This window comes from Vibrio ruber DSM 16370, from assembly GCF_900163965.1.
Taxonomy (GTDB): domain Bacteria; phylum Pseudomonadota; class Gammaproteobacteria; order Enterobacterales; family Vibrionaceae; genus Vibrio; species Vibrio ruber.
The window spans coordinates 40,878-67,842 of sequence record NZ_FULE01000032.1 but is presented as its reverse complement, the minus strand read 5'-3'; the positions used below and the strand labels follow the sequence as shown (position 1 = coordinate 67,842).

The following is a 26,965-nucleotide window of genomic DNA, read 5'->3' as shown; positions in this document are numbered from 1 at the left end:
AGCCGACGGGCTTCGGAGACATCCATTCCCGCATATTTTTTGCGCCAGGTGTAAAAAGTCGCATCCGAGATCCCGTGTTTACGGCACAACTCCCTGACGGGAATACCTGCTTCGGCTTCTTTAAGAATGGTAATGATCTGTTGTTCGTTGAATCGCTTCTTCATGTTCATCATCTCCTTGGTTGGATGAACATCACTAAGTATAGACTGGACTAGATTTAGGGGAGCAGGTCAGGGGATATATATTATTTTTGAGCTCACTAGCGACTGCTTTTGCATTTTTAATGCAGCTTTATGCAGCAAAAATGACTAGCCCGACACGGGTAGGATTAATTCTTTCACTAGAACCAGCATTTGCAGCGGTATTTGCCTTGATAATCATGGGGGAAGTCATTGGATTTTTGCAAGGTTTAGGGGGGGCGCTCATTGTTTGTGCAGCACTGATGGGACGTATCGCAGAGGGAAAACGTTATGAATAGCCGTCCTCATATCATCCTCTTCCATCATGCAGGAGGCAATGCAGCGTCGCTAAATATGTTTGCTCTGCATTTTAAGCAAGAGTTCAATGTAACAATGATGGAAATGCCCGGACGGGGACGTCGACGTTTAGAGGCTTTAAAGGAAACATCAGAACAGATTATCAACGACTTCGCCAAGTCGATTCCTGCAGAAGGACGTCTAATACTAGTTGGGCATAGCCTTGGCGCGTATATGGCCTACTTGATGGCAGGATACTTCCGGAAAGAAATGCCGGAGCGTGAGTTTAGTTTAGTTTAGTTTAGTTTAGTTTAGTTTAGTTTAGTTTAGTTTAGTTTAGTTTAGTTTAGTGGTTATCTCTAATGAACCGATTCATTGCCGTCAAGACTTTTCTTGGGTCAGAGATAATGAAACGTCTCGTCAAGAGCTATTGAATTTTGCAGAACAAGCAGGAGGAGAACTACCGGATTGGCTAAAGCAAGATAGTACTCTACAACAACAATTTTTGGATATACTCACTGCAGACTTAAAGATCGCAGAGTCAATTTCTAGTGAACAAATTAAACCTTTGGACGGAATTCCAATGCTCGTCATATATGGAGAGGACGACCCACTTCTTTCCACTCCCCCCTCTCGCTGGAAAGAATGTACAACAGGGCAATGTTATATAGAAAGTATTCTTGGAAAACACTTCATCACGTCCACTCATGGAAAAGAAATATATGAATTGATAAAACAATTTGCAATAAGCACCATCTAACTAACTGATCCTAATAAGATAACGTGGGTTCTCAGCCACGAGCGGAGTTTTCTAACCCTTCAAGACACACTCCAGATACCAATTAACCCAACGTCCGACAGAAGAGCGAGCATCGGTAAGCAAAGTAGAAACAGATTTGACAGTTTTCCCTTCAAATAGCAGCAATATCGCATTCAAACGACGATAATGGTCTTTATCTTTAGTTTTGTGCATTTTTGATGATGCGGTGTCGCTCTGCGCGGTCAGGAAATGTTAAAATCATGGCACTCGGTAATGTTTTGTGAGTTTTGTGTGTTTGGCGACAGATTAGATCGCACAAACGCTACCGAGTTCCCTTCAATTTTTATCTGCCAATGATCTACATTTAGGAACAGCTATTTAGCTGTGTTTACATAAAAGCAATATCATTAGAAATACGTTTTTGGCAAACGGGGGATTGATCATATTTCGTTAACTTGGCGTAGAGTACGACATCACAACTGTTGCACTAACCTCACTATTGGTACTGATATAAGAATGATTAACATCTCCAGAAAAAGCGTAAAAATCACCAGGATGTAAAAGGATACTTTCATCATTAGATAAATGAATCATGAGAATGCCATGATGTACCATGATATGTTCATGAGTTCCCGATATATGAGCAGGGCTATTGATGATCGTACCGGGATTCATTTGTAAGTGCCAAATCTCAGAAATGTTCCCAAGTCCAATACGGAACTTCATTGTCTGAGAATATTCACTATCCATGGGGATACTTTTTTCAAAATAAGGATAAATCTCCATATTCCCACCGAGTAAATCGCCCAAAGGTAAGCGCAAAGCACAAGCAATAGCATCTAACGTATCTATACGTGGGTTTGAATGACCAGATTCAAGTTTTGATAATGCAGCCTTCGATACACCAGATAATTTTGAAAGATCATTTAAAGAAATATTTCTGGCTAACCGTAACTGTTTAACCTTATACCCAATATTAACAGAAGTTCTTTTTTGTTGGTTTTGTGGAACAGAGTACATAGTAAAAGTTAAACCTGCCTGATCAAATTACAGATTATATTTTAACAGGTTAAATTAACGATATCTTCAAAAAATGATAAATATATTGAATAGATATCTATTTTCAATATACATAACTTTATTCATATCGCATCAAAGAACTTAACCCATTATTAATAATATATCGTTAAACAGTACCATAGAAACAAACAGCCATGAGTTCATTACAGAGAAAAGACAACAGCCCGATTTACATTGTAAATCGGGCTGTTTTGCATCGACACATATAGACTACGATTCTAATTTATAATAGACCGTCGCCAATGGCGGTATCCGTAACAACAACGAATGCGCTAATCCCTGACTCTCCACCGGTTCAGTTGTCGCGGTACTGACCACCGTGTAACCACTGCCGCAGTATTCATCATCATCCGAGTTAAAAATCAGTTGGTAATTCCCCTGTACCGGCATTCCTAAACGGAATTCATCATGAGGCACCGGAGTAAAGTTACTGATGATGAGAATCCGCTCGCTGGATTCACAAATTCGCTCATGTGCCAGAATACTGATATCGGCAGCATCACCGAGACGCCATTCGAACCCTTCCGGTACCGAATCCCATTGATGTAATGCTTTTTCCTGACGATACAGAGCATTCAAATCCTGTGTTAGCTTCAGCACGCCCTGATGGCGTTCATATTCCAACAGGAACCACTGTAGCTGGCTTTCGTGTTGCCACTCTCCGGTTTGCCCGAACTCTGCCCCCATAAAGTTGAGTTTCTTACCGGGCTGACCGTACATATAACCAAGATAAGCCCGCAGATTAGCAGTCTGTTGCCATTCGTCTCCCGGCATTTTATTGTGTAGTGAACGCTTCCCATAAACCACTTCATCGTGCGAAAGTGACAAAATATAGTTTTCACTGAACGCATACAGTAGCGGGAATGTCACCACATTATGGTGGTATTTTCGGTGTACCGGGTCATGCTGAATATACTCAAGGCTGTCGTGCATCCAGCCCATATTCCATTTAAAACCGAATCCCAGCCCGCCGAGAAATGTCGGCATGGAAACCCCGGGAAATGCAGTCGATTCCTCAGCAATGGTCATCGCATTGGGGAAATGTTTATACACTTCCTCATTCATCCATTTCAATGTCGCAATAGCATCATAATTCTCCCGTCCCCCATCAACATTCGGAATCCATTGATCATGACTGCGTGAATAATCGAGATAGAGTAATGAAGCCACGGCGTCCACACGAATACCGTCAATATGGAAACGATCAAACCAGTACAACGCGTTGGAAACCAGAAAACGCCGCACATGCTCACGTCCCATATCATAGATATAAGAATTCCAATCCTGATGCCAGCCACGACGCGGATCCGGATCGTGATAGAGTGGCGTCCCGTCAAAATTATTCAGGCCATGTCCGTCTGCCGGAAAATGAGCCGGCACCCAGTCCAAAACCACACCGATATTGGCTTGATGACACTGATCGACAAAATATTTGAAATCATCCGGGGAGCCATAACGACTGGTTGGTGCAAACAAGCCAACCGGCTGATACCCCCACGATCCGTAAAAAGGATGTTCGGCAATCGGCATCAGCTCAACATGGGTATAACCCATATCAATCAGATAAGGTACCAGCAGATCGGCCAACTCCCGATAATTGAGAAACTCACCGTCGGGACCAAGCTTCCATGAGCCGACATGCAGCTCATAAAATGACAATGGTTCTTTACGTTTTTCTGTCACTGGCCGGTTTTGCCAAGCGTCATCCTGCCAGACATAACGCGCATGATCATAAGTAACAGAAGACAATGACGGGAATTGTTCAGCGTAGAAACCCCACGGGTCGGCTTTATGCGGAAGCCCTTCCCCATTAGGCCCTTTGAGCTCAAATTTATATTGTGTGCCTTCGGTCATTTCCGGGATAAAAATTCCCCAGATACCATAATCAAGCCGCTGCATCGGGTGACGACGCCCATCCCATTGATTAAAGTTACCGATCAGAGAGCATGATGAGGCATGAGGGGCATAGACTAAAAAACGAATCCCCTCGATCTGCTTACCGCCCCGCTCCAGCGTGATGAACTGAGCGCCAAGATGCCGATACATTTCGATCGGGGTGTGCAAATCCTCATATTCAGCATAGATAGCATGATACTGATACGGGTCATCGAGGATCTGTTCTCCGCCTTTCCAGCGCACTAACAAGCGATAATGGGTCAGGCGCAGCCCCGTGTCCGACTGAAGTATAAAACCACCATCTTCTTCCGGGGACATTTCAATCGGATCTTGTTCATCGAGTAACACGAAGACCTGAAGTGCGCCGGGCATCCATACCCGAAGAACACCTTGTTCGGGAGAAATAAATGGCCCTAAAAAGGCAAATGGATCAGCAAACGAAGCCTGTGCCAGTTTTTGATACATTTGCTGTTTTTTTGTCAGCTTCTGCTTCTGAACGGTTTTCAATGTCCTTACTCCTAACCTAACGAATCTGTATGTTATTTACCCGTAAGCAGACCAATATCCCTTTCTTTGCGCGGCCAAATCTCCGGATACCGTTGATCTGTTTATAAAACAAGCTAATTTGTAGTTTACAGAACAACCCAATACGATTGAGTGACTGCAATTCAATTTATCGCTCCCCTCCTGTCGCTGTCTGACACTAATGTGATCTCATCTTTGAAATCTGTGCCGCCAGATGTTGGATCGAGGGCCGTGAAAATAAGGTTTCTAATGGTTCGCAAAGCTTACGCCGCCAGTTGGGATACTCCTCAACCGTTCCCGGAATATTGACCGGTTTATCCATTTGTAACCAATCTTCCAGTTGAATACTCATCAGTGCGGATGTCCCCGCAGCCATGTGTAAATGCATCGCCTCACACAGTGCCTCACTCATCGGCACAGTCATCGCATCTCGCCCGATATGCTCAGGCAGTAAACCATGCCAAGCGATCGAATCCAAAATGGCTTGTTTCTGATGCAAACGGACATCCATTCTGAATTTGAATTGTGCCTCATCAGGATAAAGACCGATGTTATGCCCCATTTTCAGATCGAGACAATGCCAAAATCCTCGTAATGTTGGCATGTCATGCGTACATAATGCGGACATTGACTGCGCGGTATAATGCGCCGGAGAAAAATATCCCCCGTCTTCAGCCGTTTGGAAAAAGAAGATTTTATAGGAATAGATACCGGCATCCGCTAACAGAGCAACAATTTCTTTCGGAACAGTCCCTAAATCTTCGCCAATGACACTGCATTGATGACGATGAGATTCGAGCGCTAAAATAGCCAGTAATTCATGAACGCGGTAATAGAGATAAGCGCCCTGAGTCGCTTTTTCTCCCCGGGGAATCCACCAGAGTCGTAACAACCCCAGAATATGGTCGATCCGCAAAGCTCCACAATGTTTCATATTCGCGCGCAGCAGTTGAATAAACGGCTCATAGCCCTGATTTCTGAGCGTCAATGGATTGAGCGGCGGTAACCCCCAGTTTTGTCCGAGTGGCCCAAGCTCATCGGGCGGCGCACCGATACTGACATCGAGTAATAAATCGCCCTGATCCGCCCACACTTCAGCACCGGATTCAGCAACACCGACCGCGAGATCGCGATACAGGCCGATCACCATCCCCTGTGCTTTGGCCGTGCGTTGCACGTCCTGAATTTGTTCATCAGCGATCCATTGCAAGTAGAGATACAGATTGACGCGGTCAGGATTGTCACGCAGATAATCTTGTACCGCAGCATGGTGAAAATTCTGATAGCGCTCGGGGAAAACCTGCCATCCCCAAATGCCGGCATCTTGCTCACACAGCTCGGCATGAATTGCATCAAAGGCTGCCTGTGATAGTAAAGACTCACCTCCCCGCGCCACAAAATCATGAAATGCCTGTCCGCGGTCAGTCAGTGAATCCAAATGCTGGCGTTTGAATGTCTCATAAAGCAGTGGCAGTATTTCCATTTTCAGCGCCACAACGTCGGTATACTGAACCCACTCACTGGCTCTGACCGAACTCAGGCGTTGACAAAAATCCGGGCTCGATATCTGTTGTTGTGCCGCTTGGCAGCCGCTCAATTCAGGAATGGTACTCACATCAATATATAAAATATTCATCCAGCGACGAGAAGACGGGCTGTAGGGACTGGCACTTTCAGGATAGGCCGGAAACAAAGCATGAATCGGATTCAGGCCGACAAAGTTTGCCCCCAGTTCAGCCATTTTGATAACCAGTTGTTTTAAGTCGCCGAAGTCACCGATTCCCCAGTTTCGCTGTGAACGCAGGGTATATAATTGCACACTCGGGCCCCACAACTTCTCTCCTTGTTGGAGTGCCGGTTGCTTATAGCAGGCAGACGGCGCCACAATGAGTTTGGTCTGATAGGGGCTCTGACGCCCTTTACGTAATACAGATAAGGTGTGATAACCGATGGGAAGCACCGTCGATAAAGAAAATACCAACGGCCCGCCTTCATCACGCTCATCTCTGACAATTTGCGATTGAAGGTAACCTTCGTAACGCGCGCCCTGCTCGGTTTCCAGTATCCACTGAAAATCACTTTCTCTCGCACTACTGCCAAGATGCAGCGGCACTTCGATGACCTGTTCAGCCTGACCGAACAAAACTGGCTCCAGAATCGGCTGTTTATGAATTCTCTCTGCTGAATGAAGTAATGATTCCTGCGACTGGGTTTCATAACCTAATGCATTCAGTAAATACTCAATCGTTTTTTGACTGACAACCGCTTCTTTCCCCAAATTACTGGTATAACGATCGGCAATACCTGCCTGACGGGCAACCGACAATAAGCAGTTTCGTTCAATTTCCATGGCAGCTCTCCTGATATAGAAGTGATGACATTTTCAGTCATCGTTTACAGCCGATAACCGTTACCAACAGCTATCGGCATCCCACGCGATTGCCTAGCGAGGGACCGATTTCAGCTTCCATATATGATTGACATAATCACGAATACTGCGGTCAGAACTGAATTTCCCGACCAAAGCCGTATTTAATATGGCTTTTTTCGCCCATCCGGCAGTATCACGATACTGCGCATCAATCTGACCATGCGCCTCGATGTAAGATGCAAAATCAGCAAGCACCAAATAAGGATCCCCACCATCTAAAAGACTTTCATAAGTCGCCCGGAGTTTTCTTGGCTCGCCGGGGGTAAACTCCTCACCGTTCAGTAAATCAAGCGAAGCTTTCAGCAACGGATCGGCATTGTAGTAATCAAACGGGTTATAGCCACTGGCTTTGAGACGATTAACATCTTCAACTTCCAGTCCAAAGATATAGATGTTCTCATCACCGACTTCTTCACGAATCTCAACGTTTGCTCCATCCATCGTTCCGATGGTTAACGCACCATTGAGCGCCATCTTCATATTTCCGGTACCGGATGCTTCTTTCCCTGCGGTTGAGATTTGCTCTGAAACATCCGCAGCCGGAATAATGATTTCAGCCATACTGACCCGATAATCAGGGATGAAGACAACTTTCAGTTTATCGTTCACACGGTCATCACTGTTGATCTTCTCGGCGATCTTATTAATTGCATAGATAATTTCTTTGGCAAGGTAGTAACCCGGTGCTGCTTTGGCAGCAAAAATAAATACGCGGGGAACCATGTCAAAATCAGGGCGATTGAGCAGACGATAGTACAGCGAAAGAATATGCAGCATATTCAAATGCTGACGCTTATATTCATGAAGCCGTTTAATCTGCACATCAAAAATAGCATCGGTATTGAGCTCAATGTCCATATTGGTTTTGACCCACTTGGCCAGACGCGCTTTGTTCTCTTTTTTGACCGCCATAAACGCCTGCTGAAACTCGTCATCATCGGCCCATTGAGCGAGTTGCGCCAATTCATCCAGTGCAACCGGCCAGTTATCCCCTATTTTTTCGCTAATCAGATGGGATAATCCCGGATTACAATACTGGAGCCAACGCCGGGGAGTAATACCATTGGTAACATTCATCAGCCGGTTAGGGTACAGTTCATGAAATTCGGGAAACAGGTCCTGTTTGACCAGAGCAGAGTGAAGTGCTGCCACCCCGTTCACCGCATAAGACCCGACAACACAGAGGTTGGCCATTCTCACCATTCGGTGGAATCCATCCTGAATAATCGATAGTTTTTGCTGTTTATCACCGTCACCGGGCCATTTCTCCCGGACTTCCTGCAAGAAGCGGTGATTAATTTCGTAGATGATTTCCATATGACGCGGCAACAAACGCTGAATCAACGACTCATCCCATGTTTCTAACGCTTCAGGCAGCAACGTATGATTGGTATAGGCAAATGTCCGGCTACAGATTTCCCACGCCTCTTCCCATGACATATTCCGTTCATCGATGAAAATCCGCATCAATTCAGGAATAGCAATCGCCGGGTGGGTATCATTGAGCTGAATCGTTTCATACTGAGGCAGCTCGGCCAGCGGATGTCCTACCGATTCATGACGACGGAGAATATCCCGTATCGAGGCGGCACTGTGAAAATACTGCTGCATCAGGCGCAGTGTCTTACCTTTTTCATGATTATCATTCGGATAGAGCACTTTGGTGATGTTACCTGCATCAATCAAAGTATGTTGCGCCTCAAAATAGTTACCATTGTTGAAACTTTCTAAAGAAAATGGCGCCAATGCCCGACATTCCCATAAGCGCAGCGGATATACAGTTTCACTTTTATACCCGACCACCGGTATATCCCACGGCATTCCCATGACTGTCATGCCCGGAACCCATTTGCGCTTTTCCTGCCCGTCAACCGTCTCGGTGGTAACATAACCGTAAAAACCGATCTGCTGTGCCAGCTCCGGGCGTGCCACTTCCCACGGATAACCTTCGATCCCACACCAGGCATCCGGTGCTTCTTTCTGATGACACGCTTCAAACGACTGTTTGAACAGGCCATATTCATAGTGCAACCCATAACCGACAGCCGGAAACTCTTGTGCTGCCAGTGAATCCATAAAACAAGCTGCCAGACGCCCTAAACCACCATTGCCTAATGAAGGATCCCGCTCTTCTTCAAGCAGATCACTTAAATCAAGCCCCAATTCGGCCACGGCTTCGCCAATGGACTCATAAACGCCCATATTGAGTAAGTTATTACCGGTCAGGCGACCAATCAGAAATTCAAGAGAGAGATAATTGACACTTTTCGCATTCAGAATCCGTTCATCCTGCTCAGTTTCCAGTAGATCAAATGTGGTGAGTTCAGCCAACGCACGGGACATCGCTAAATACCAAGCGCGCGTGGTCGCATTTTCGACGGTTGTCGCGTAAGTTGATGTCAGATGACGCTTTACATTATCCAGAAATAACGTCTTATCGAACGACTTCTGCAATACAGCTTTCATCGTACCTCCTCCCGAGTCGGTAACGAAATGACTGAATGCCGTCTCTGTGAGTACAGGTACGAAAAAACGTTGAATACGAACAAACCATTGCAATCACGTTCACTCAGTCATGAAAATCATATGGTATACAGCAGTCTTACCAAGTTGAGGTGTGATACATATCAACTTCTGTATTGAATATGGATCACAGTATCCTTAGATAGTAACCTTAGTCGTTAAATCGGACTCCTTGCGCCTTTTTCAGTGGATAAAGTCTACAAAAAGTGACTATCATCACATATTGATACCATAATATCTGACCGAAGTGCAGTCAGATGGTTCCCTTTTCCCACCTTAAGCACACCAGTCTGACTAAAACAGTCAAGTCTGATACCGATGTAAGTAAATACTTACAATCAATTAAAACATAACGGCGAAAGAGATTAGAAAAGCATCATGGAGAAGAGGATAAAAATAAAGGCATCTTGTGATGCCTTTATGATTCATATATGAAAATGTGCGAGTCAGAAGCTCAGCGGGATCAGTTCAACACCAAGGACAGCACTGAAACTCATCACCACAATAAGCGAGTGTTTGAACACCGTTTTTGACCATGCTTCGAAATTATCTGCAGTCATGCGCCGGAATGTCACCCGAGTCCACATGAAACAGACCGCAGAAGCAACGACTAAGTATTCATAACCTGTATTTCCGACCAGGTATAATCCCAGCGCAACGGCATTAAAAGCAATCACATAAGCCATCATATGTTTGCGAGCCTTATCGATCCCGGAAACTACCGGCAGTACCGGAATCCCCGCCTGACGATAGTCCTGAAGTCTGAACATCGCAATCGCATAAGAGTGCGGCATTTGCCATAGGCAGAACAAGCTGAACAGCAAAACACCTTCCAGACTGATATAGTTGGTCACCGCCAGATAACCAGCCAGCGGCGGGACAGCACCAGAAATACTGCCAATCAACGTGCCGTAGACAGACGTCCGCTTGTACCACATCGTATAAAAGAACACGTAAAAGACATAACCCAATAAAACCACAACCGCGGTCAGCGGGTTTGTCTGTTGGTACAGCAGCGCTGTTCCGGCGAGTAATAAGACGATGGCATAGATAAATGCATGATCAACATTAATCTCACCACGCACCAGCAATCTCTGACTGGTACGAGCCATTCTGCTATCGATATCACGGTCAAAAATATTATTAATGACACACCCTGACGCGATGATCAAAGCCACCCCGGCCAGCGTACAAAGCAGTAGCATTGAGGTCGCTGATTCTGCTTTGGCTGCGAGAAAAAATCCCGCAGCCGTAGAGATCAGGTTACCCACGATAATGCCTGGTTTGGTGATCGATAGATACCCTTTAATCATCAGTCTGCGCCTACATCATCATATTGATGTTTAGGTTCCACATAATCCAGATAGAACCAGCGATCAGAATCAGAACGACAATCGCAGAAAACACCAGAGAAATGAAATTCCAGCGACCTTCATCCGTCTTGGTTTCCATATGCAGGAAGTAGACAAAATGAACAATCACCTGAACAATGGCACAACCGAACAGAACAGCAAATGTTGTTCCGGTCGATAGGCTTTGTGTCGCAGCATAGTAGAAAGGAATAATCGTTAAGATCAGAGAGGCAACGAAGCCAATCACATATCCCTTCACTCCTGAGTCAGCGTGTTGGTTACTCATGATGTCACCCCAACTAAGTAAACGAATGTAAATACACAAATCCAGACGATATCAAGGAAGTGCCAGAACAAGCTCAGACAGCCGAATCGAGTTTCGAGCATGTCGGTCAGGCCTTTGGTATTCAATTGCCAGAAACAAACGAACAACCAAATCAAACCAAAGGTCACGTGCAGACCATGCGTGCCAACCAGCGTGAAGAATGCAGACAGGAACGCACTTTGATCGGGGCCGTAGCCTTCAACAATCAGGTGATGGAATTCATAGATTTCCATGCCGATAAAGCCTGCACCTAACAGGAAAGTCACGACCATCCATAACTTCAGAGCACCGAGCTGTTTGCGTTTCATCGCAATCATGCCAAAACCGAAGGTAATACTACTCAACAGCAGTAACATGGTTTCGACAAAAACAAATGGCAATTCAAAGATTTCTTTACCGCTGGGGCCACCAGCGGTTGCATTGGCGAGCACTGCATAGGTTGCAAACAATGTTGCAAACAAAATACAGTCACTCATCAAGTAAATCCAGAATCCGAACAGTTTGTTACCACCGGTATCATGGTGGTGCTCATGCGCGTGATCTGCGACAGAATTAGCCTGCATAGTTCACCTCCATATCATCTTTCGATTGAGATCCGGCTTTTGCTTTCGCAACTTGATCGCGGTGTTCATCTTCAATCGCTTTGATTTCATCCACCTGAACATAGTAATCAACATCATCGTTAAAGCTATGCCAGATACTTGTTACAACAATACCGATAAAGCCGATAGCAGCCAGCCACCAGATATACCAGATCATCGCGAAACCAAAGACCAGAGACCATGCAGAGACATACATACCTGTCGGTGTGTTTTTCGGCATATGAATCGGTTCGTATTCAACTTCTTTATCAAGCGAATGCTCTCCACGCTGTTTCTGATACCAGAAAGCATCGATTTCATCCCCTTTCGGAATCACCGCAAAGTTATAAAACGGTGGTGGAGAAGACGTAGACCATTCCAACGTCCGGCCATCCCAAGGGTCGCCAGTGACATCACGATTTTGTTCGCGATCTCTGATACTGAGAACGATTTGAGTCACCTGACAAAGCACCCCGAGCGCAACAATCGCAGTACCGACGGCTGCTGTGGCAAGCAGTGGGAAGTAATCAGAACTGATATCCTGACTCAAACGACGAGTCATACCCATAAAGCCGAGGGCATATAAAGGCAGGAAGGCCATCAGGAAGCCGATTAACCAACACCAAAAGGCACGGCGTCCCCATGCTTCATTCATCGTGAAGCCTGTTGCTTTCGGGAACCAGTAAGTAATCGCAGCGAAACAACCGAAGACCACACCGCCGATAATCACGTTATGGAAATGAGCCACGAGGAATACACTGTTGTGCAGGACAAAGTCAGCACCGGGAACTGCCATCAATACGCCTGTCATCCCGCCAATACTGAAAGTAATCAGGAATCCAATCGTCCATAGCATCGGTGATGTAAACTGAATGCGTCCTTTGTACATCGTAAATAACCAGTTAAATATCTTCACCCCTGTCGGGATCGATATGACCATGGTTGCGATACCAAAGAAGGCGTTGACATTTGCACCGGCTCCCATTGTAAAGAAGTGATGCAGCCAAACAATAAAGGCCAGAATCGTGATGGCAATGGTTGCCCACACCAAAGACGTATAGCCGAACAGCTTCTTGCGTGAGAAGGTTGCGGTCACTTCAGAGAACACCCCGAAAACTGGCAGCACGAGGATATATACCTCTGGGTGACCCCATGCCCAAATCAGGTTGATATACATCATCATGTTCCCACCCATATCATTGGTGAAGAAGTGGAAACCCAGATAACGGTCTAACGTCAGCAGTGCAATAGAAACAGTTAAAATCGGGAATGAGATAATGATCAGGATGTTTGCACACAATGAAGCCCAAGTGAAAACTGGCATCTTCATCAGTGGCATTCCCGGAGTACGCATCCGCATAATGGTAACAAAGAAGTTTACCCCGGTGAGTGTCGTCCCGACGCCCGATATCTGCAATGCCCAAATCCAGTAGTCAACGCCGACCCCCGGACTCGCAGCAATCCCTGACAGTGGTGGATAAGCCAACCAACCGGTACGGGCAAATTCTCCCAAGCCCAGAGACAAGTTCGTCAGAATCACACCCACAACAAACAACCAGAAACTCAGGTTGTTCAGATACGGGAAAGCAACGTCACGCGCACCAATCTGTAGCGGCACAACAATGTTCATCAAACCGATCACCAGTGGCATCGCCACAAAGAAAATCATGATGACACCGTGCGCAGTAAAGATCTGGTCATAATGGTGTGGTGGCAGATAACCGGCTTCACCAGCAGCAGACAGCGCTTGCTGGCTTCGCATCATTACCGCATCGGCAAAGCCACGTATGAGCATCACAAATGCGACAACAATGTACATGAAACCTAATTTTTTGTGGTCTACTGAAGTAAACCATTCATTCCATAGATACTGCCATTTACCAAGACGTGTTACCCAAATCACGACAGCCAGACCGACAACCGCGATTACAGACAGCGTAATCATGATAATGGGCTCATGGTATGGAATGGAGTCCAGTGTTAATCTTCCAAACATAATCTCATTACCCTTCATGCTCAGCCATCGAATGATGACCCATTGGTTTATCCATATCCTGTCCCTCTCCGTGCATATTCATGCCACCCGGGAACTGGGTTACCACTGAATCGAACAGGCCATCAGGAATATGAGAATAATAAGTGACAGGGACATCGATGCTTGGCTTCGCCAAAGCACGATAATCAGAGAAATCATGGATCTGCTGTTCAGAAGATTTCACTTTCTCAACCCACTGTTCGAAGCTGGCCATGTCCGGTGTTGCCGTCGCAGTGAATTTCATATGAGAGAATCCGTCACCACTGAAGCTCGCAGCAATCCCTTTATAATCCCCGGCATGATTGGCAATCAAATGCAGACGCGTCACCATTCCGGGCATCGCATAAAGCTGGCTCCCCAATCGAGGGATAAAGAAAGAGTTCATGATGTTATCTGACGTCAGTTTGAACTTCACCGGAACATCTTTTGGAAATGCGACATAATTAACCGTTGCAATTTTTTGTTCCGGATAAATAAACAACCATTTCCAGTCAAGCGATACGACTTCAATCGTCATCGGCTTCACATCACTTGCTAAAGGATTAGAAGGTTCAAGATGATGCGTTGAACGCCATGTGATTGTCGCCAAAATAACAATAATGATGATAGGGATCGTCCAGACAACAAACTCAATCTTTGTTGAATGGGACCATTCTGGTGTATATTCTGCGTTCGAATTACTTGATCGATATTTATACGAGAAGTAGAGCGTCATCAGTATCACAGGGATAACAACGATCAACATCAGGAGCAGAGCTGTAATGATCAACTCTTTTACCTGAACACCCACCTCTCCTTTGGGATCAAGTAGCGCAAACTTACACCCTGAGAGCATCAGCACTGTGAGTAACAGTCCGAGTCTCGATATGATGCTTTTATATCGTGAGGCTTCCATTTACTTGTACTTTCTCTTTTTGGCAGAGAACCTGATAACCGACACTACCTTATCAAGACTCTGCGGTTGTTTTTAATAAGAGTATTTGAATCTGTAACAAAATTATCCTTACCTGCGACAAATCCATTCAACTCTACGAAATCGTGATAATTCACATCCAGCTTATCGAGAAGGCAAATATATTTGTTACAAGAAAGAACACTTTGCTACATCCGACACATCATAGTAACAATACGTCGAGGGACACTATATTAAAGTGCAATCTTAAGTTACGCAAATCTGACGTTCAGAAAAAGTGGATCCGCCACATCTGCGATGTCAAATATATAATTCCTTGTTATCTATATATTTTTTAGAACAAATTTCACCTTATTCCACTCTTTCCCCATAGCTGTTTTTTTTTTCGTTATAATTTATGAACTCTATCACGGAATGTAATGCAATTTCTTTTATAAACCCATGAATATGAGAGTGTGAAAAAAATCATGATTTGTGATGGCTGTAGAGAATCCCCAAGGCATAAAAAAACGCCCCATGTCATCAGGAGCGTTTTCATCTGTTTTGTCATGAAAGCGAAATAGAGTGACTACTCAATGTCCGCATTATGATAAACCTGTTGTACATCATCACTATCGTCCAACAGATCAAGAAACTTCTGGAATTTCTCAGCATCTTCTCCGGCAATTTCAGTCCGGTTTTGCGGCACGAATGTTATCTCTTCCACATCCAAAGTGACATCAGGGAAAGACTCAGTCAATGCCGTCTTTGCTTTAAAGAATTCTGTATGTGGGGCAAATACTGTTATCACACCGTCTTCCAGCTCAATATCGGTGACATCAACATCCGCCATGACTAACGCTTCTAATACAGTCTCTTCATCATCACCTTTAAACTGGAATACCGCTTGATGATCAAACATATGGGCAACCGTCCCCGGGCTACCGATCTTCGCACCTGTCTTCACAAAGCACTGACGGACGTCCTGATAAGTCCGGTTACCGTTATCGGTTAAACAGTCAACAATCACACTGACGCCACCAGGGCCAAACCCTTCATAACGAGCAGGCTGGTAATCTTCACCAGATCCTCCCGAGGCTTTATCCAGCGCTTTGTCGATCACATGTCCGGGAACCTGATCTTTTTTCGCTTTCGTGATCAAATGCCGCAAAGAAAGGTTGGTATCCGGATCGGCCCCACCATTTTTTGCACACACATAAATCTCTTTGCCGTATTTGGAATAAACTTTAATCTTTGCGCCTTGAGTCTTCGCCATGGAAGCTTTACGCACTTCAAAACTTCTTCCCATCGGGATATTCTCTCTCATTAATTGAACGCGACGGATTGTAGGAAAAACACAGAACCATTTCAATTTCTGTCGGCTCAGGGAGCGGCTTACATCACGCCCATGATCCTTTTATATTTATCCACTGATTGCTGAAAACATGTCTGTTCATCGGTTGTTCGCAACGTTTCCTGATGTTGTATGAATACATCAGGCCCGGCTTTCCCTTGTTTCAGTTTCCATACTAAAAAGGCAGCCTGTTTATCCAGCTCGATCCGATTCTTCTCTTCAGCACTCAGTTCTGCAAGATTAAAAGACATGAAATCACCCGTCATCTGTAAACAAGTTGTGCAATATACCACAGGAATCAGGAAAATTAAGCGCTAACTGATGACAGTTCCGCTACGCACCATCGAGAAAAAAGAAGGGGCAGCTTGGCTGCCCCTTCTATCTGATATCAAGATTAATGAAGTAAACCTAGTTCTCTTGCTTCTTCAATAGTCAAACCACTTTCACGAATCTCTCTCATCACCTCAATCCTACGTCGGGCTTCAGCTGATTTAAGATTTTTCGTGGGTTTTTGCAATTCAACTTCGTCCGTGAAGTCCCATTTATTTGCGATATTCGTCATGTCATCATGGTCGATTGAATTGATAGACATAAATCACCTCCGGACAAACCATGTTAGGGACACGTATTCTATAGCGAAGCTGAAAAACCTTGTTAAGCAAAATTATCCAAGAGTGTGATAGTGGCTATAGTTCTGTAAAAATATTGATAGATGTAAAAATAAAATTTTGCGTCTATTTGAACAGCACAGTATTTTTAGAAGATTGCTATCAATCTTTTGCTCAACTCATCCCGCCACTTTTCCGACAATTTTTCTCATATCACATCTTACCCGGAACAATGATCAAGGACGTCATCCCATGTATCGAACGCTGCGTTGATTTGATGACAGTGGCAGGATTTGTATGAGTTTACTTTTCTGACAGACAAAAAAAAGCGAGCATGGGGTGCTCGCGAAAATGCTAAGTATGAATATAACAACGTGAACCTAACCAATGACATCGGGTAGGATATAGGTTGTCTTTCGGGATAAAGAATAACGGCCTCCCTCCCCTGCTCTGTCAGGAAGATGTCAAAGCTATGCAAAGACGGGGGGGTTTGTAACCTTCGTTCCATTTTAGTGCACATCTGTCTTTGAGAGCTCTAAATACCAATCGCTACTTCATCAAGCACCAAAAACACCGACTCATCCAAATGCCCTTCGCTGATCTGTTTACACACTTTACGCCGCACCGCTAATCCAGAGATCAACCGTTCAATGGACAGATGCTTGTTACGGCTCCGAGAATTGTATAGCTCAATTGTCTTACTCAAAACCTCATAAGGCAGCACTGTATCACCGACTCTTAGCCAATCAAGCTTATCAATCAGCTCCTGACACTCTTCTCTGATTAATGATGGGGAATGTCCGGTCATCGCTGATAAAGCGCTTATACTGCGTTCCAGGGCTTCCTGTGAGGTATATTTTGATAAAGTGATCGTGATTTCATCAGCATTGATCTCAACCAGATGTTTACGCTGTTTGACCCGACGTCCTAAATTGCCTCTGGGAGAAGGCGCTTTACGTTGTATGGGTTCAAATTCACCATCGATAATGGATGAAAGCTCTTCCAGCTTCTGCTTAGAAACCATCTCATGACGAAGCGGATTGGGCAGTGTCGGTGCCATATTGCGTTTACCGGCATTGGTTGTTCTCGCTCGGGAAAAACGTAAGACCTCTTCAACATCACATTTAATATCAACCTCATAGTCTGAGATCTTGCCTTTGGTATGTATGGATCGAATGGAAAGATGATATCCCCATAGATTGACGGCAAATAGATCCTCATCCCCTTTCCCTTCGGACAGACGACGTAACTCACGGATGAGATCCATTGAAAAACGGCGCCATTCGATATTGCGGGCTAATTTCTGATTCAATTCCGACAACAGCATGGTTTCATGATGCCGACGGGACATCCGGCTCCGAAAATAAGAGTAGAGTTGGAATACCAACGTATGCTGTTTCAGAATTTCTGGTGGAAACAAGAAAAAATAATCGCGGGTCAACAATTCTTCATAAAATGATGGCTCCCACACCAGAATGTACAGGTTGGGCTTAATCCTGATCTCTCCGTCAGCGCCTTCAACCGGGGCTTCTTCAGAAGCTGTGATCGTCCGAGCCAGAAAGCGAAAACGATCACTTTTAAACCCTTCGGGCATATTTTCACTGAGCCAACGTCCGGTCAGTTCATGCAGCTGAAAGTCCGTAAACTCAATGCGATCGATACTGTCGCGGATGGAATCTCTTGCCGGTCCACTATCCTTTTTGCCCCGTAGTGACAAAATATCTGTGATATAGAGCGGAGTTTTATTCGGGATCTGTTTTGCGTTGAGGTGATATTCTTCTCGCTGATGATCATGGTACTGAACGGTTAACGTAAACAAGGCAAACAGTGTCATCAGATCATCGACGGTCATAATATTTTTTGAGGATCTTGTTTCGATCACTGCCCGAGTTCCGGAAATTGAAACCATTGATTTCTGATAATTTTTACGTGTTCTTGGCGGAGCCAGCGCTTGGTCAATAATTCCGGCCCAATTGGTTGGTGAAACGACAAACTGGTCTGCTTCATCTTTGATTGCCGGAGGCGTATTTAATCCATATTCATTTAATAAGCGCTGATTGACTTGTGTTTGTGCCAGTGCTTTGGAGCGTTTTTGTTTCTCTGACTGCTTTACTGATTCGGTAATCAGGCTGGTACTTCCTAATGAAGAGATAAGCTGACTGGGATTAATAAACTTATGCAGCATTGTTTTCCCGGCAAGGCCTTCTTCGAACCGGACAGGAATTTGTTCGAAGAGACCAATATTAACCGCAGCACGCAATCGTTGCTGAATCGCGGCTCTGGTTAACTGTCCATCTGCGGCTTCTATCAGCTCTGTTGTTGAAACTAAGCCGTCTTTGCTACTCATCCCCTTCAGAGAAACCAAATTCAAAAGCTCAATGATGCTTCTGGTGACACCTTTAAAATGTTGATATTGTTCAATCCAGTTAATCGATGCTTCTGATACCTGAAATAGATGTCCGTCTTTATGATTTCTGGGAGCTTTAATTAATATTTTTTCGTGAGTGCTCATTTTCCTGTCCATATCACATTTGATGTAATATTGATATTTTTCCGAGCATAAAGAAAAATATTCTATAAATAAAGAAAAAAATTATTGCTCTTAAAAACTGATCTTTTTGATTATTAATGATCTTAAATGGTTATATGATCTTATGATCTGAGTAAAAAAATGTCCGTAACTACCTGTTATAAAATAATATTTTTATAAGACTTCTGAAAGCATGATCATGGTATGTCAGGAACGATGATCAATAAGATATTGAAAGCATGATCATTTATTGCCTGAAGCATGATCATTTGCAAGACGGAATCATGATCATTGTCTGCTTTGAAGCATGATCAAGATACACTCACAACTTATCCACATGCTTGGTTGACTGTGGATGGTCTATCACCTCTTCTGTTGTTGTTATTTCGTATATCACCGTAAGCATGATCAAGGGAGATTGGTTTTTATTCCCTTCTCTCTGTCGTTTGTTCAATTTTTGATGGATTGAAAAACACATTTTCATCGTTCGGCTCAGTATATATATCATTTGTTCAGCTACGTAAGCATGATCAAGGTATGATGTTGTACGACGTTTCAACTAATATGTCATTTCAACTGAGATACAGACCCTGATAAATTCTACCAATCCCCCAATTGAACTGACATCATCCGTAGATACAGGTGAAAAACTCATGCTTCCGAGCGGCATTTATTCTTGATCATTGTTCCGATCAATTGATCATAAGATCATGAATGTGTTGACTGAATTTACATCCGTGATTCCCCTTGATCATGCTTCTATATTATCGATAGAGCATGGAAAGATGATCATGGCATGCTACCTTGATCATCTTTCCGAGATGGTTATTGCTACTGTCCTGATTCATCATGATGTGGTTTACCTTGCATGTTGGCGATTTACGATTGATATTTTTCTTTCCTCTGGCATTTCTGGTGATTTTTTTGGCAAAATAAACTTAATCTTTGTCTGACAGCCCCTAGTATGCAGTTGAAATCACAATCACCGTAAGTATTGGACTTCTTTCAATCGTTCCGGTATGGAAGATTGATGGATCGGCACGAATCGCGTCATTGTGTTGTGTGTTGATAGAAACAACTGATCTCCCGTTTTTTACTCTTAGAAAAAAGACTCACAGGGATGAGATGAAATTTACAATGTAAAGTGTGACGCTGTAACACTTTCATGAAAAGTTGTTTTGAAGGCTGGGTAAAGTGATTTTTTTTGATGTAAATTTTCATTTTTTCATTAAATCGGCACTTATTAGACACTTTACTGTGATGTTTATCTAAAATTGATTGTACACCTTTTTATTGTCAACAAATAAAATTGCTGTACAATAGTAATATGTCACTCATTATGGATATTGGCAATGAAGAGAGAACAAACCATAGATAATCTCTACCAACTCGCTGAACAAACCAAACAAGTTCAGGCTGACCGGATTGAAATCGTTCTTGAGGAGCGTAAAGATGACCACTTTCCCCCAATGTCCAAGGCATTGATGGAAACTCGTTCCGGTCTCACACGAAGAAAACTAGATGAAGCCATTGCAAAAATGGAAGCTGAGGGGCATCAGTTTACTAAAAATAATGCCAATCATTATTCTATCTCTCTTGCTGAAGCACACATGCTGATGGATGCGGCCGGCGTATCTACTTTCCATCAACGTAAAAAGAACAGTGATAATAAACCTTGGATTATTAATGTTCAGAATCAAAAAGGCGGGACGGGAAAATCGATGACAGCGGTTCATCTGTCTGCCTGTCTGGCTTTAAATTTAGATAAAAGATATCGTATTTGCTTAATCGATTTAGATCCTCAAGGATCATTACGTCTGTTCTTGAACCCTCAGATTAGTACCGAAGAAAATGAGAATATTTTTTCTGCGGTGGATATCATGTTAGACAATGTGCCGGATGGCACGGTAGTCGATCGGTCGTTCTTGAATAAGAGTGTCCTGATGTCCACACAGTACCCGAATTTGAAAACTATTTCTGCTTTTCCTGAAGATGCCATGTTTAATGCTGAAGCATGGCAATATCTGTCACAGAATCAGTCTCTGGATATTGTACGTCTGTTAAAAGAAAAGCTAATTGATAAAATTGCTGACGATTTTGATATTATTGTGATCGACACAGGGCCACATGTTGATCCTTTAGTCTGGAATGCGATGTATGCTTCAAATGCACTTTTAATCCCATGCGCAGCGAAACGTCTGGATTGGGCATCAACCGTTAATTTCTTCCAGCATTTGCCTACGGTTTATGAAATGTTTCCGGAAGACTGGAAGGGCCTTGAATTTGTGCGTTTGGTCCCGACGATGTTCGAAGATGATAATAAAAAGCAAGTTTCTGTTTTAACGGAGATGAACTATCTGCTCGGGGAGCAGGTTATGATGGCAACGATACCGCGTAGTCGGGCATTTGAAACCTGCGCTGATACCTATAGCACGGTGTTTGATTTAACTTCCGGAGATTTTGAAGGAGGCAAGAAAACACTGGCGACAGCGCAAGATGCTGTTCAAAAAAGTGCATTAGAGCTTGAAAGAGTGCTCCATACGCATTGGTCGTCGTTGAATCAGGGGTAAGAGAATATGGCAATGAAAACATCAGAATTAAATGCAAAACTGTTTGGTAAAGCAGATAAGCGCCGGGCAACGACCCCACAAGAGGCGCAAAACGCTGCAAAAGAAAAAGCCCATGTCATTGAATTGGCTGTGGCCGGTAAAGATTTAGTGACCTTTGAATTACAGCGTATACCAGCAGACAGTATTGCGGCCCAGACGACCGTTTTTGAACGTAATGCCCGTGAACAGTCGTTCCTGAACGAACATGCATTGTCTGATATTCTGAGCACATTGCAAGATCGGGGACAGCAGTATCCAGCCGTCGGGCGACGCTCGGCTGACGGTATGATTGAAGTGCTCGACGGTAGCCGGCGTCGGATGGCCTGTATTCTGGCGAATCAGGATTTCCTTGTTTATGTTGCCGACGGGATTAATGAAGAACATGCCAAATTCTTATCCGACGTCGCGAATGCACACAAGCCGTTGTCTCTTTACGAGAAAGGCAAAGAGATGCAGGCGAAGCTCGATAGTGGTGAAGCTGAGGATCAAAAAGCCTTGGCGAAAATGTTTCAGTGTAGTGAAGCGCTCGTCAGTGGTGCGCTCAAGGCTGCTGCTTTACCACTTGAGTTACTTCAGGCCTACCCGAATGTTGTTGAGCTTGGCCGACCAACGATCGTTAAGCTTCATAAGCAATATAGTGTGCTGGATGAAGAGCAACGAGAGCAGCTCTTAGATAAATGTCGTGACGGTGGCGGATTTATCTGGCAGAAAAGTGATGCTCAAGGTGTCGCTCGATTGACAAAAGAAGTGACAGAAACTCTGGAACAGTGGATGGCCTCACTGGCACCGAAGCAGAAAGCTGCCTCGCATAAAATTGAACTCATCAAAGGACGCGCGAGTTATACTCGTAAAGGGAGTCAGTTAGTGCTGAATCTGAAGCGAGTCGATGATCAGTTGATGGATGAATTGTTTGAATTTATTCAGAGTAAAATGAATTAAAGCTCCGATACTTTCCTAAAATCAGTCAGCCCGGTGAATTTGAATTTCACCGGGCTTTTTTTAGCCCGGAATTCCTCACGAGAAACACTTCCCTTTCCGTAGATGATTTGTATGATGTGATATCAATATTCTTGTTTTACGGTCTTGCAATGATGTCTGCTTTTTCTGAGGTTATTTCTCCATTACAGTCTTATCTAGAACAAACGTTTTACCGTGCCGGTATTGTACTGAGAGGGACACCTGAATGGACTGAAGCTCAACTACTACAATTAAAAGACTATTTTGATGGTCGACACATACAGCTCGGTGGGTATCCCAGACAATCCTATGAATGGTTTGATATCAAATCTGGTCGCCGTTTATTAGGCCAGGAATGCGGACTGTTATTGATTGATTTGTCGGCCGGATTTGACGCCGATAGTTTTAATGCTGTACTTGGGACGCTACAAGGTGGTGGGCTGTTGGTATTTATTGGGGCGCCAGAGTTGGCTGATAATTTAAATCCAGCCGAACAATGGTTACGCCGTGCACTGGATAAACTGATATTAGTGGATGAATTACAGCCGCCTGCAAAAATGGACTTTCCGCGGATACTACCGACACCGATCGATCAGTTTGAGCAACAGGAAAAAGCAATTGAAGCAATTGTTCATGTTGTCGAAGGACATCGTAAACGCCCTTTGGTATTGACTGCGGATCGTGGGCGGGGAAAGAGCAGTGCATTGGGCATTGCAGCCTCCGAGTTAATGAAGCGTCGTTCCTCCATTCAGATCATCGTCACTGCCCCAGCCTTTGCCACGGTTGAGCCAATGTTTAGCCACCTTCAGCGAATGCTTCCGGAAGGACAAGCGCAAGCAAAGATATTTACCTATCAACAAGCGAAGCTCCGGTTTATCTCACCGGATGAACTCCTTCATCAGCGTCCGGGCTGCGATGTTTTGTTGATTGATGAGGCAGCTGCGATTCCTGTACCGATGCTGACTGCTTTAACCAACCACTACCATCGTTTAGTTTTCTCTACAACAATTCACGGTTATGAAGGATGTGGCAGAGGATTTACGCTTAAATTTTTACCGTGGTTAAAAGAAAACAGACCCGATTTAACACACCAGAAATTATCAACTCCGATTCGCTGGGCTGAAGGTGATCCGCTTGAGCAGTGGCAATATCAGACATTTCTGCTTAATGCGGAGTTACCGACCATAGAGGCAGCCGGAGATAACCCGATTCAGTATCGTTGTCTGACGCGTGAAATATTACTGAATGAACCTGAACTGTTTGCAAATATATTTGCTTTGCTAACCAATGCCCATTATCAAACGACACCGAATGATTTAATGGGGATTCTGTCTGATTCCAATATCTCGGTTCTTGTTGCGCAGAGCGCTCACCATGTTGTGGGGTGCATTCTTGCGATACAAGAGGGGCCGTTATCGCCTGCTGCCGTTGATAAGATTCAACATGGTCTGCATCGCCCTAAAGGACATCTTGTGCCGACATCTTTGGTGAATCAACTCGGGCTGTCGGATGCGGCTGGCTTGTCTTGTTGTCGAGTGATGCGTATTGCGATCCATCCGGCTTGGCAAGGGCAAGGATATGGTTCTGCGCTTCTTTCTGCACTGACTCGTCAATACCCTGCTGATTATATTGCCACCAGCTTTGGAGCCACTTCCGCACTACTTCAGTTTTGGGGGAAAAATGATTTTCATCCTGTGAAAATTGGCTCGCGCAGAGATCAGGCAAGTGGCTGTTATTCTATCGTCATGATTTACCACAATGCATATCCGTGGTTTGATGCAGCAAAAAGACAATTTTCATACTATTTCCCACATGCCTTGAAAACTGAACTCACTCGGCTAGAGTCCGATATTGTCCGGCAACTGCTAAAGATGAGAGCCAGTTTACCGATAATAGATATACCGACAGCATTGATTGAGAATTATGCTCAGGGAGGCTCCAATTATGAGAGTGTCGCTGTATGGATTGCACTTTATATTTCAGCGCTTCCCCGTGAGCATATTGATATGATTGATGACTTATTGATAGAGAAAGTGTTACAGAATCAGACATGGTCAACGATTGTTTCTCATACATCCGTGACTGGCAGAAAGCAAATTGAGCAAAAAATCCGAGATAACCTTTCATCGATCAATATGAGTTTACACTGTAAATTGACTCATAATCAGTAAATCGAACTTGCTTATTTACACTGTAAATCTGCTAAGTTGGTGACCCAGCACTGAATTTTCAATGGTGCTTATTTAGTTGCTGTAATGAGATGAGTAAAATGTAAGCGAGCAGAATGGATTGCGATACGTACGATAAGGGCGACTAGATGTGGAAAAGAATCTTATCTATTACAGAAGATAAAAAGTCAGTCATCGCGAATCTGAAACCGATAGAAACGCTGAGTAAGAAATTATCGAAAAGCGGAATCATGGAAGCTTTAGCAAACTTAGGTGCCTCTGAGTTCTATTTGGATCACGATGTATTAGAACGCTTTATCAATGATGCGAATGAAGGCAAAGGAGAAGCTTATAAAGACTGTGTCATTGCAAAGCGTCTTCATGCGCAGGTGGTAGTCGAGCTGGCTGAGCAAGATATGCTTGCGAGTATGGTTGTTACAGGTGCATATGGTGGTCGGGGATTACTCGGCAGTGATTTGGTTCATGCTCTTGCCCAATCAAAAGTCATCAAAGGTATCAATAAGGCTGCGCTAAAAAAAGTTTTAATTATGAGTAGAACGCTCTCTCCCGGAGAGGTTTTCGTTCAACCTATCGCGCAAGGGAAAATGCCAGTCAATGGTGTCGATACGAAATTCATCCCGTTAGTTGATGATGTGAATAAACGGGTATTGGCGCCACAGCAGAAAGAAAACTCATCAAAACTCGATATGAGAAATTTGGGAGAAACCATCACGGTAGGAGAAGGCGATGAAGTGATGCGTCGGATTCCTGCGACAAAAGGAACGCCCGGCTATACGGTTCAAGGAACGATGATTCCTGCAAAACCGGGAAATGACTCGATGATGAAAGAGGGAAAAGGAACCGCTATTTCATCGAAAGACCCTAATATTTTAGTTGCCACGATCTCTGGAATGCCGCTGATCAAAGAACGAAGTATCGATGTTGATAATGCATTATGTATGCAAAATATCAATGTAGGAACCGGCCATGTGAAATTTAAAGGGGCTTTGATTGTAGCCGGTAATATTGAATCCGGCATGATTGTACGCGCGACAGGTTCGATCACTGTCGGTGGCTTTATCGAATCTGCGGATGTTCAGGCTCAGGGGGATATTCAGGTCGGGAAAGGGATCATTGGCCATACGACGACTGATAACGAACCACGCACCTGTACAGTGAAGTCTGGCGGGACAATTAAAGCCAATTATGCACAGTATTCTGAACTGCAGGCACATGATGATATTCATCTGACCGTGCATAGTATCAGCAACAATATTCGTTGTGGTCAGGATTTGTATGTTATCGATGAAAAAGAGAAGCAAGGGACGTTAAGTGGTGGCATGGCTAAGGCCGGCGGTAAAATTATTTGCCTCAATCTCGGTGTTGAGGGAGATACAGCCACTCGAGTTGAAGCGTTCGGGTGTTATGCGAGTCATCGGAAACGGTTGGAACAATATAAAGAACAGTATAAACAGACTCAGGCGACAACGATGGATATCGTCCGTCGGGAATTAGAGTTTAATAAGAAACCGAAAGAAAAACGCACAGAAGAAGAGCGTGAAGCGATTGAGCGCCTTAAACAGGAAACGAGCGAGCAGATGGTTAAAGAAAAAGAGATGCTCGCTGTGATGGAAGATGAATTTGAAGACATGCTGAGAGAAAATACCATTGAGGTCAAAAGTAAAGTATTCAGTCATGTGATCGTTCAGTTTGGTGATGAACGGATTGTGATCAAGCGTTCTCATGGTCCTAGCATCTTTAATTTCACCCAGTACGAAATTAAATGCCGTTCTTTATTAGATGAAAATGATGTGGTCTCTGAAATTTGAATGCATCACATGACCAACATCACTTTGCTTTTTA

At 44.2% G+C, this 26,965-nt stretch carries 21 protein-coding genes and 1 pseudogene; 7 read left to right on the top strand and 15 right to left on the bottom strand.

Features of this window, described 5'->3' with window-relative positions; all coding sequences use genetic code 11:
• The coding region (locus tag VR7878_RS12750; RefSeq protein WP_139343958.1) for a transposase at positions 1 to 164 on the bottom strand (164 nt) is incomplete at its 3' end.
• Between the two features lie 77 nt (positions 165 to 241).
• On the opposite strand from VR7878_RS12750, the gene VR7878_RS12745 reads away from it, so the two are divergent.
• From VR7878_RS12745 to VR7878_RS12735, 3 genes are read left to right on the top strand one after another with little or no spacing between them, the layout of a single operon-like run.
• Positions 242 to 478 (top strand): EamA family transporter, encoded by a 237-nt coding sequence (locus tag VR7878_RS12745; RefSeq protein ID WP_369075455.1) that lies wholly within the window; start codon positions 242 to 244, stop codon positions 476 to 478.
• Positions 471 to 776, top strand: a complete 306-nt coding sequence (locus VR7878_RS12740) for a thioesterase II family protein (RefSeq protein ID WP_077336473.1) — start codon at positions 471 to 473, stop codon at positions 774 to 776. Before VR7878_RS12745 ends, VR7878_RS12740 begins: the two co-directional genes overlap by 8 nt.
• A 49-nt stretch (positions 777 to 825) precedes the next feature.
• Positions 826 to 1,236: a hypothetical protein gene (locus VR7878_RS12735; protein ID WP_139344084.1), complete on the top strand. Its 411-nt coding sequence runs from the start codon at positions 826 to 828 to the stop codon at positions 1,234 to 1,236.
• A 34-nt stretch (positions 1,237 to 1,270) separates the two neighbouring features.
• Here the strand turns inward: VR7878_RS12735 and VR7878_RS21095 are convergent.
• From VR7878_RS21095 to VR7878_RS12670, 14 genes and pseudogenes are all read right to left on the bottom strand, one after another.
• Positions 1,271 to 1,498: pseudogene (locus tag VR7878_RS21095) on the bottom strand (IS630 family transposase); the annotation flags it as partial.
• 188 nt (positions 1,499 to 1,686) lie between these two features.
• The gene (locus VR7878_RS12730) at positions 1,687 to 2,256 is read right to left on the bottom strand and encodes a helix-turn-helix domain-containing protein (RefSeq protein ID WP_077336471.1); all 570 of its coding nucleotides are present in this window, start codon (positions 2,254 to 2,256) and stop codon (positions 1,687 to 1,689) included.
• A gap of 270 nt (positions 2,257 to 2,526) precedes the next feature.
• Positions 2,527 to 4,677 (bottom strand): 1,4-alpha-glucan branching protein GlgB, encoded by a 2,151-nt coding sequence (gene glgB / locus VR7878_RS12725; RefSeq protein ID WP_077336478.1) that lies wholly within the window; start codon positions 4,675 to 4,677, stop codon positions 2,527 to 2,529.
• A 238-nt stretch (positions 4,678 to 4,915) separates the two neighbouring features.
• The gene (gene malQ / locus VR7878_RS12720) at positions 4,916 to 7,087 is read right to left on the bottom strand and encodes a 4-alpha-glucanotransferase (protein WP_077336470.1); all 2,172 of its coding nucleotides are present in this window, start codon (positions 7,085 to 7,087) and stop codon (positions 4,916 to 4,918) included.
• 93 nt (positions 7,088 to 7,180) lie between these two features.
• Positions 7,181 to 9,634 (bottom strand): glycogen/starch/alpha-glucan phosphorylase, encoded by a 2,454-nt coding sequence (locus VR7878_RS12715; protein WP_077336469.1) that lies wholly within the window; start codon positions 9,632 to 9,634, stop codon positions 7,181 to 7,183.
• Positions 9,635 to 10,137: 503 nt separating this feature from the next.
• The gene (gene cyoE, locus VR7878_RS12710; protein WP_077336468.1) at positions 10,138 to 11,004 is read right to left on the bottom strand and encodes a heme o synthase; all 867 of its coding nucleotides are present in this window, start codon (positions 11,002 to 11,004) and stop codon (positions 10,138 to 10,140) included.
• Positions 11,005 to 11,014: 10 nt separating this feature from the next.
• The gene (cyoD, locus tag VR7878_RS12705) at positions 11,015 to 11,329 is read right to left on the bottom strand and encodes a cytochrome o ubiquinol oxidase subunit IV (protein WP_077336467.1); all 315 of its coding nucleotides are present in this window, start codon (positions 11,327 to 11,329) and stop codon (positions 11,015 to 11,017) included.
• Complete coding sequence (cyoC, locus tag VR7878_RS12700) at positions 11,326 to 11,931, bottom strand: cytochrome o ubiquinol oxidase subunit III (protein ID WP_077336466.1); 606 nt, start codon at positions 11,929 to 11,931, stop codon at positions 11,326 to 11,328. Before cyoC ends, cyoD begins: the two co-directional genes overlap by 4 nt.
• Positions 11,921 to 13,945, bottom strand: coding sequence for a cytochrome o ubiquinol oxidase subunit I (gene cyoB, locus VR7878_RS12695; protein ID WP_077336477.1), 2,025 nt, complete (start codon positions 13,943 to 13,945; stop codon positions 11,921 to 11,923). Before cyoB ends, cyoC begins: the two co-directional genes overlap by 11 nt.
• Positions 13,946 to 13,952: 7 nt before the next feature.
• Positions 13,953 to 14,879 carry a ubiquinol oxidase subunit II gene (cyoA, locus tag VR7878_RS12690; RefSeq protein WP_077336465.1) on the bottom strand — a complete coding sequence of 309 codons (927 nt, stop codon included), beginning with the start codon at positions 14,877 to 14,879 and terminating at the stop codon, positions 13,953 to 13,955.
• 586 nt (positions 14,880 to 15,465) lie between these two features.
• Positions 15,466 to 16,185: a YebC/PmpR family DNA-binding transcriptional regulator gene (locus VR7878_RS12685; RefSeq protein ID WP_077336464.1), complete on the bottom strand. Its 720-nt coding sequence runs from the start codon at positions 16,183 to 16,185 to the stop codon at positions 15,466 to 15,468.
• An 86-nt stretch (positions 16,186 to 16,271) separates the two neighbouring features.
• Entirely contained in the window at positions 16,272 to 16,481 is a 210-nt protein-coding gene (locus VR7878_RS12680; RefSeq protein WP_077336476.1) for a DUF3283 family protein, read from the bottom strand.
• 143 nt (positions 16,482 to 16,624) lie between these two features.
• Entirely contained in the window at positions 16,625 to 16,822 is a 198-nt protein-coding gene (locus VR7878_RS12675; RefSeq protein WP_077336463.1) for a PA3496 family putative envelope integrity protein, read from the bottom strand.
• 551 nt (positions 16,823 to 17,373) lie between these two features.
• The gene (locus tag VR7878_RS12670) at positions 17,374 to 19,350 is read right to left on the bottom strand and encodes a replication initiator protein RctB domain-containing protein (protein WP_077336462.1); all 1,977 of its coding nucleotides are present in this window, start codon (positions 19,348 to 19,350) and stop codon (positions 17,374 to 17,376) included.
• Positions 19,351 to 20,720: 1,370 nt separating this feature from the next.
• On the opposite strand from VR7878_RS12670, the gene VR7878_RS12660 reads away from it, so the two are divergent.
• The 4 genes from VR7878_RS12660 (at position 20,721) to VR7878_RS12645 (ending at position 26,931) form a co-directional block, all read left to right on the top strand.
• Positions 20,721 to 21,938: an AAA family ATPase gene (locus tag VR7878_RS12660; protein WP_077336460.1), complete on the top strand. Its 1,218-nt coding sequence runs from the start codon at positions 20,721 to 20,723 to the stop codon at positions 21,936 to 21,938.
• 6 nt (positions 21,939 to 21,944) lie between these two features.
• Complete coding sequence (locus tag VR7878_RS12655) at positions 21,945 to 22,916, top strand: ParB/RepB/Spo0J family partition protein (RefSeq protein ID WP_077336459.1); 972 nt, start codon at positions 21,945 to 21,947, stop codon at positions 22,914 to 22,916.
• 149 nt (positions 22,917 to 23,065) lie between these two features.
• Positions 23,066 to 25,105, top strand: coding sequence for a tRNA(Met) cytidine acetyltransferase TmcA (locus VR7878_RS12650; protein ID WP_077336458.1), 2,040 nt, complete (start codon positions 23,066 to 23,068; stop codon positions 25,103 to 25,105).
• A gap of 146 nt (positions 25,106 to 25,251) precedes the next feature.
• Positions 25,252 to 26,931 carry a flagellar assembly protein A gene (locus VR7878_RS12645; RefSeq protein WP_077336457.1) on the top strand — a complete coding sequence of 560 codons (1,680 nt, stop codon included), beginning with the start codon at positions 25,252 to 25,254 and terminating at the stop codon, positions 26,929 to 26,931.
• Positions 26,932 to 26,965: the final 34 nt, after the last annotated feature.

Excerpts from the sequence above, each read along its gene's own strand:
- VR7878_RS12740 (WP_077336473.1), top strand. The coding sequence starts at position 471 with ATGAATAGCCGTCCTCATATCATCCTCTTCCATCATGCAGGAGGCAAT.
- malQ (WP_077336470.1), bottom strand. The coding sequence starts at position 7,087 with ATGGAAATTGAACGAAACTGCTTATTGTCGGTTGCCCGTCAGGCAGGT.
- VR7878_RS12680 (WP_077336476.1), bottom strand. The coding sequence starts at position 16,481 with ATGTCTTTTAATCTTGCAGAACTGAGTGCTGAAGAGAAGAATCGGATC.
- VR7878_RS12670 (WP_077336462.1), bottom strand. The coding sequence starts at position 19,350 with ATGAGCACTCACGAAAAAATATTAATTAAAGCTCCCAGAAATCATAAA.
- cyoC (WP_077336466.1), bottom strand. The coding sequence starts at position 11,931 with ATGCAGGCTAATTCTGTCGCAGATCACGCGCATGAGCACCACCATGAT.
- VR7878_RS12685 (WP_077336464.1), bottom strand. The coding sequence starts at position 16,185 with ATGGGAAGAAGTTTTGAAGTGCGTAAAGCTTCCATGGCGAAGACTCAA.
- VR7878_RS12730 (WP_077336471.1), bottom strand. The coding sequence starts at position 2,256 with ATGTACTCTGTTCCACAAAACCAACAAAAAAGAACTTCTGTTAATATT.
- cyoD (WP_077336467.1), bottom strand. The coding sequence starts at position 11,329 with ATGAGTAACCAACACGCTGACTCAGGAGTGAAGGGATATGTGATTGGC.
- glgB (WP_077336478.1), bottom strand. The coding sequence starts at position 4,677 with ATGTATCAAAAACTGGCACAGGCTTCGTTTGCTGATCCATTTGCCTTT.
- VR7878_RS12645 (WP_077336457.1), top strand. The coding sequence starts at position 25,252 with ATGTGGAAAAGAATCTTATCTATTACAGAAGATAAAAAGTCAGTCATC.
- cyoE (WP_077336468.1), bottom strand. The coding sequence starts at position 11,004 with ATGATTAAAGGGTATCTATCGATCACCAAACCAGGCATTATCGTGGGT.
- VR7878_RS12650 (WP_077336458.1), top strand. The coding sequence starts at position 23,066 with ATGATGTCTGCTTTTTCTGAGGTTATTTCTCCATTACAGTCTTATCTA.
- VR7878_RS12675 (WP_077336463.1), bottom strand. The coding sequence starts at position 16,822 with ATGTCTATCAATTCAATCGACCATGATGACATGACGAATATCGCAAAT.
- cyoA (WP_077336465.1), bottom strand. The coding sequence starts at position 14,879 with ATGGAAGCCTCACGATATAAAAGCATCATATCGAGACTCGGACTGTTA.
- VR7878_RS12715 (WP_077336469.1), bottom strand. The coding sequence starts at position 9,634 with ATGAAAGCTGTATTGCAGAAGTCGTTCGATAAGACGTTATTTCTGGAT.
- cyoB (WP_077336477.1), bottom strand. The coding sequence starts at position 13,945 with ATGTTTGGAAGATTAACACTGGACTCCATTCCATACCATGAGCCCATT.
- VR7878_RS12655 (WP_077336459.1), top strand. The coding sequence starts at position 21,945 with ATGGCAATGAAAACATCAGAATTAAATGCAAAACTGTTTGGTAAAGCA.
- VR7878_RS12660 (WP_077336460.1), top strand. The coding sequence starts at position 20,721 with ATGAAGAGAGAACAAACCATAGATAATCTCTACCAACTCGCTGAACAA.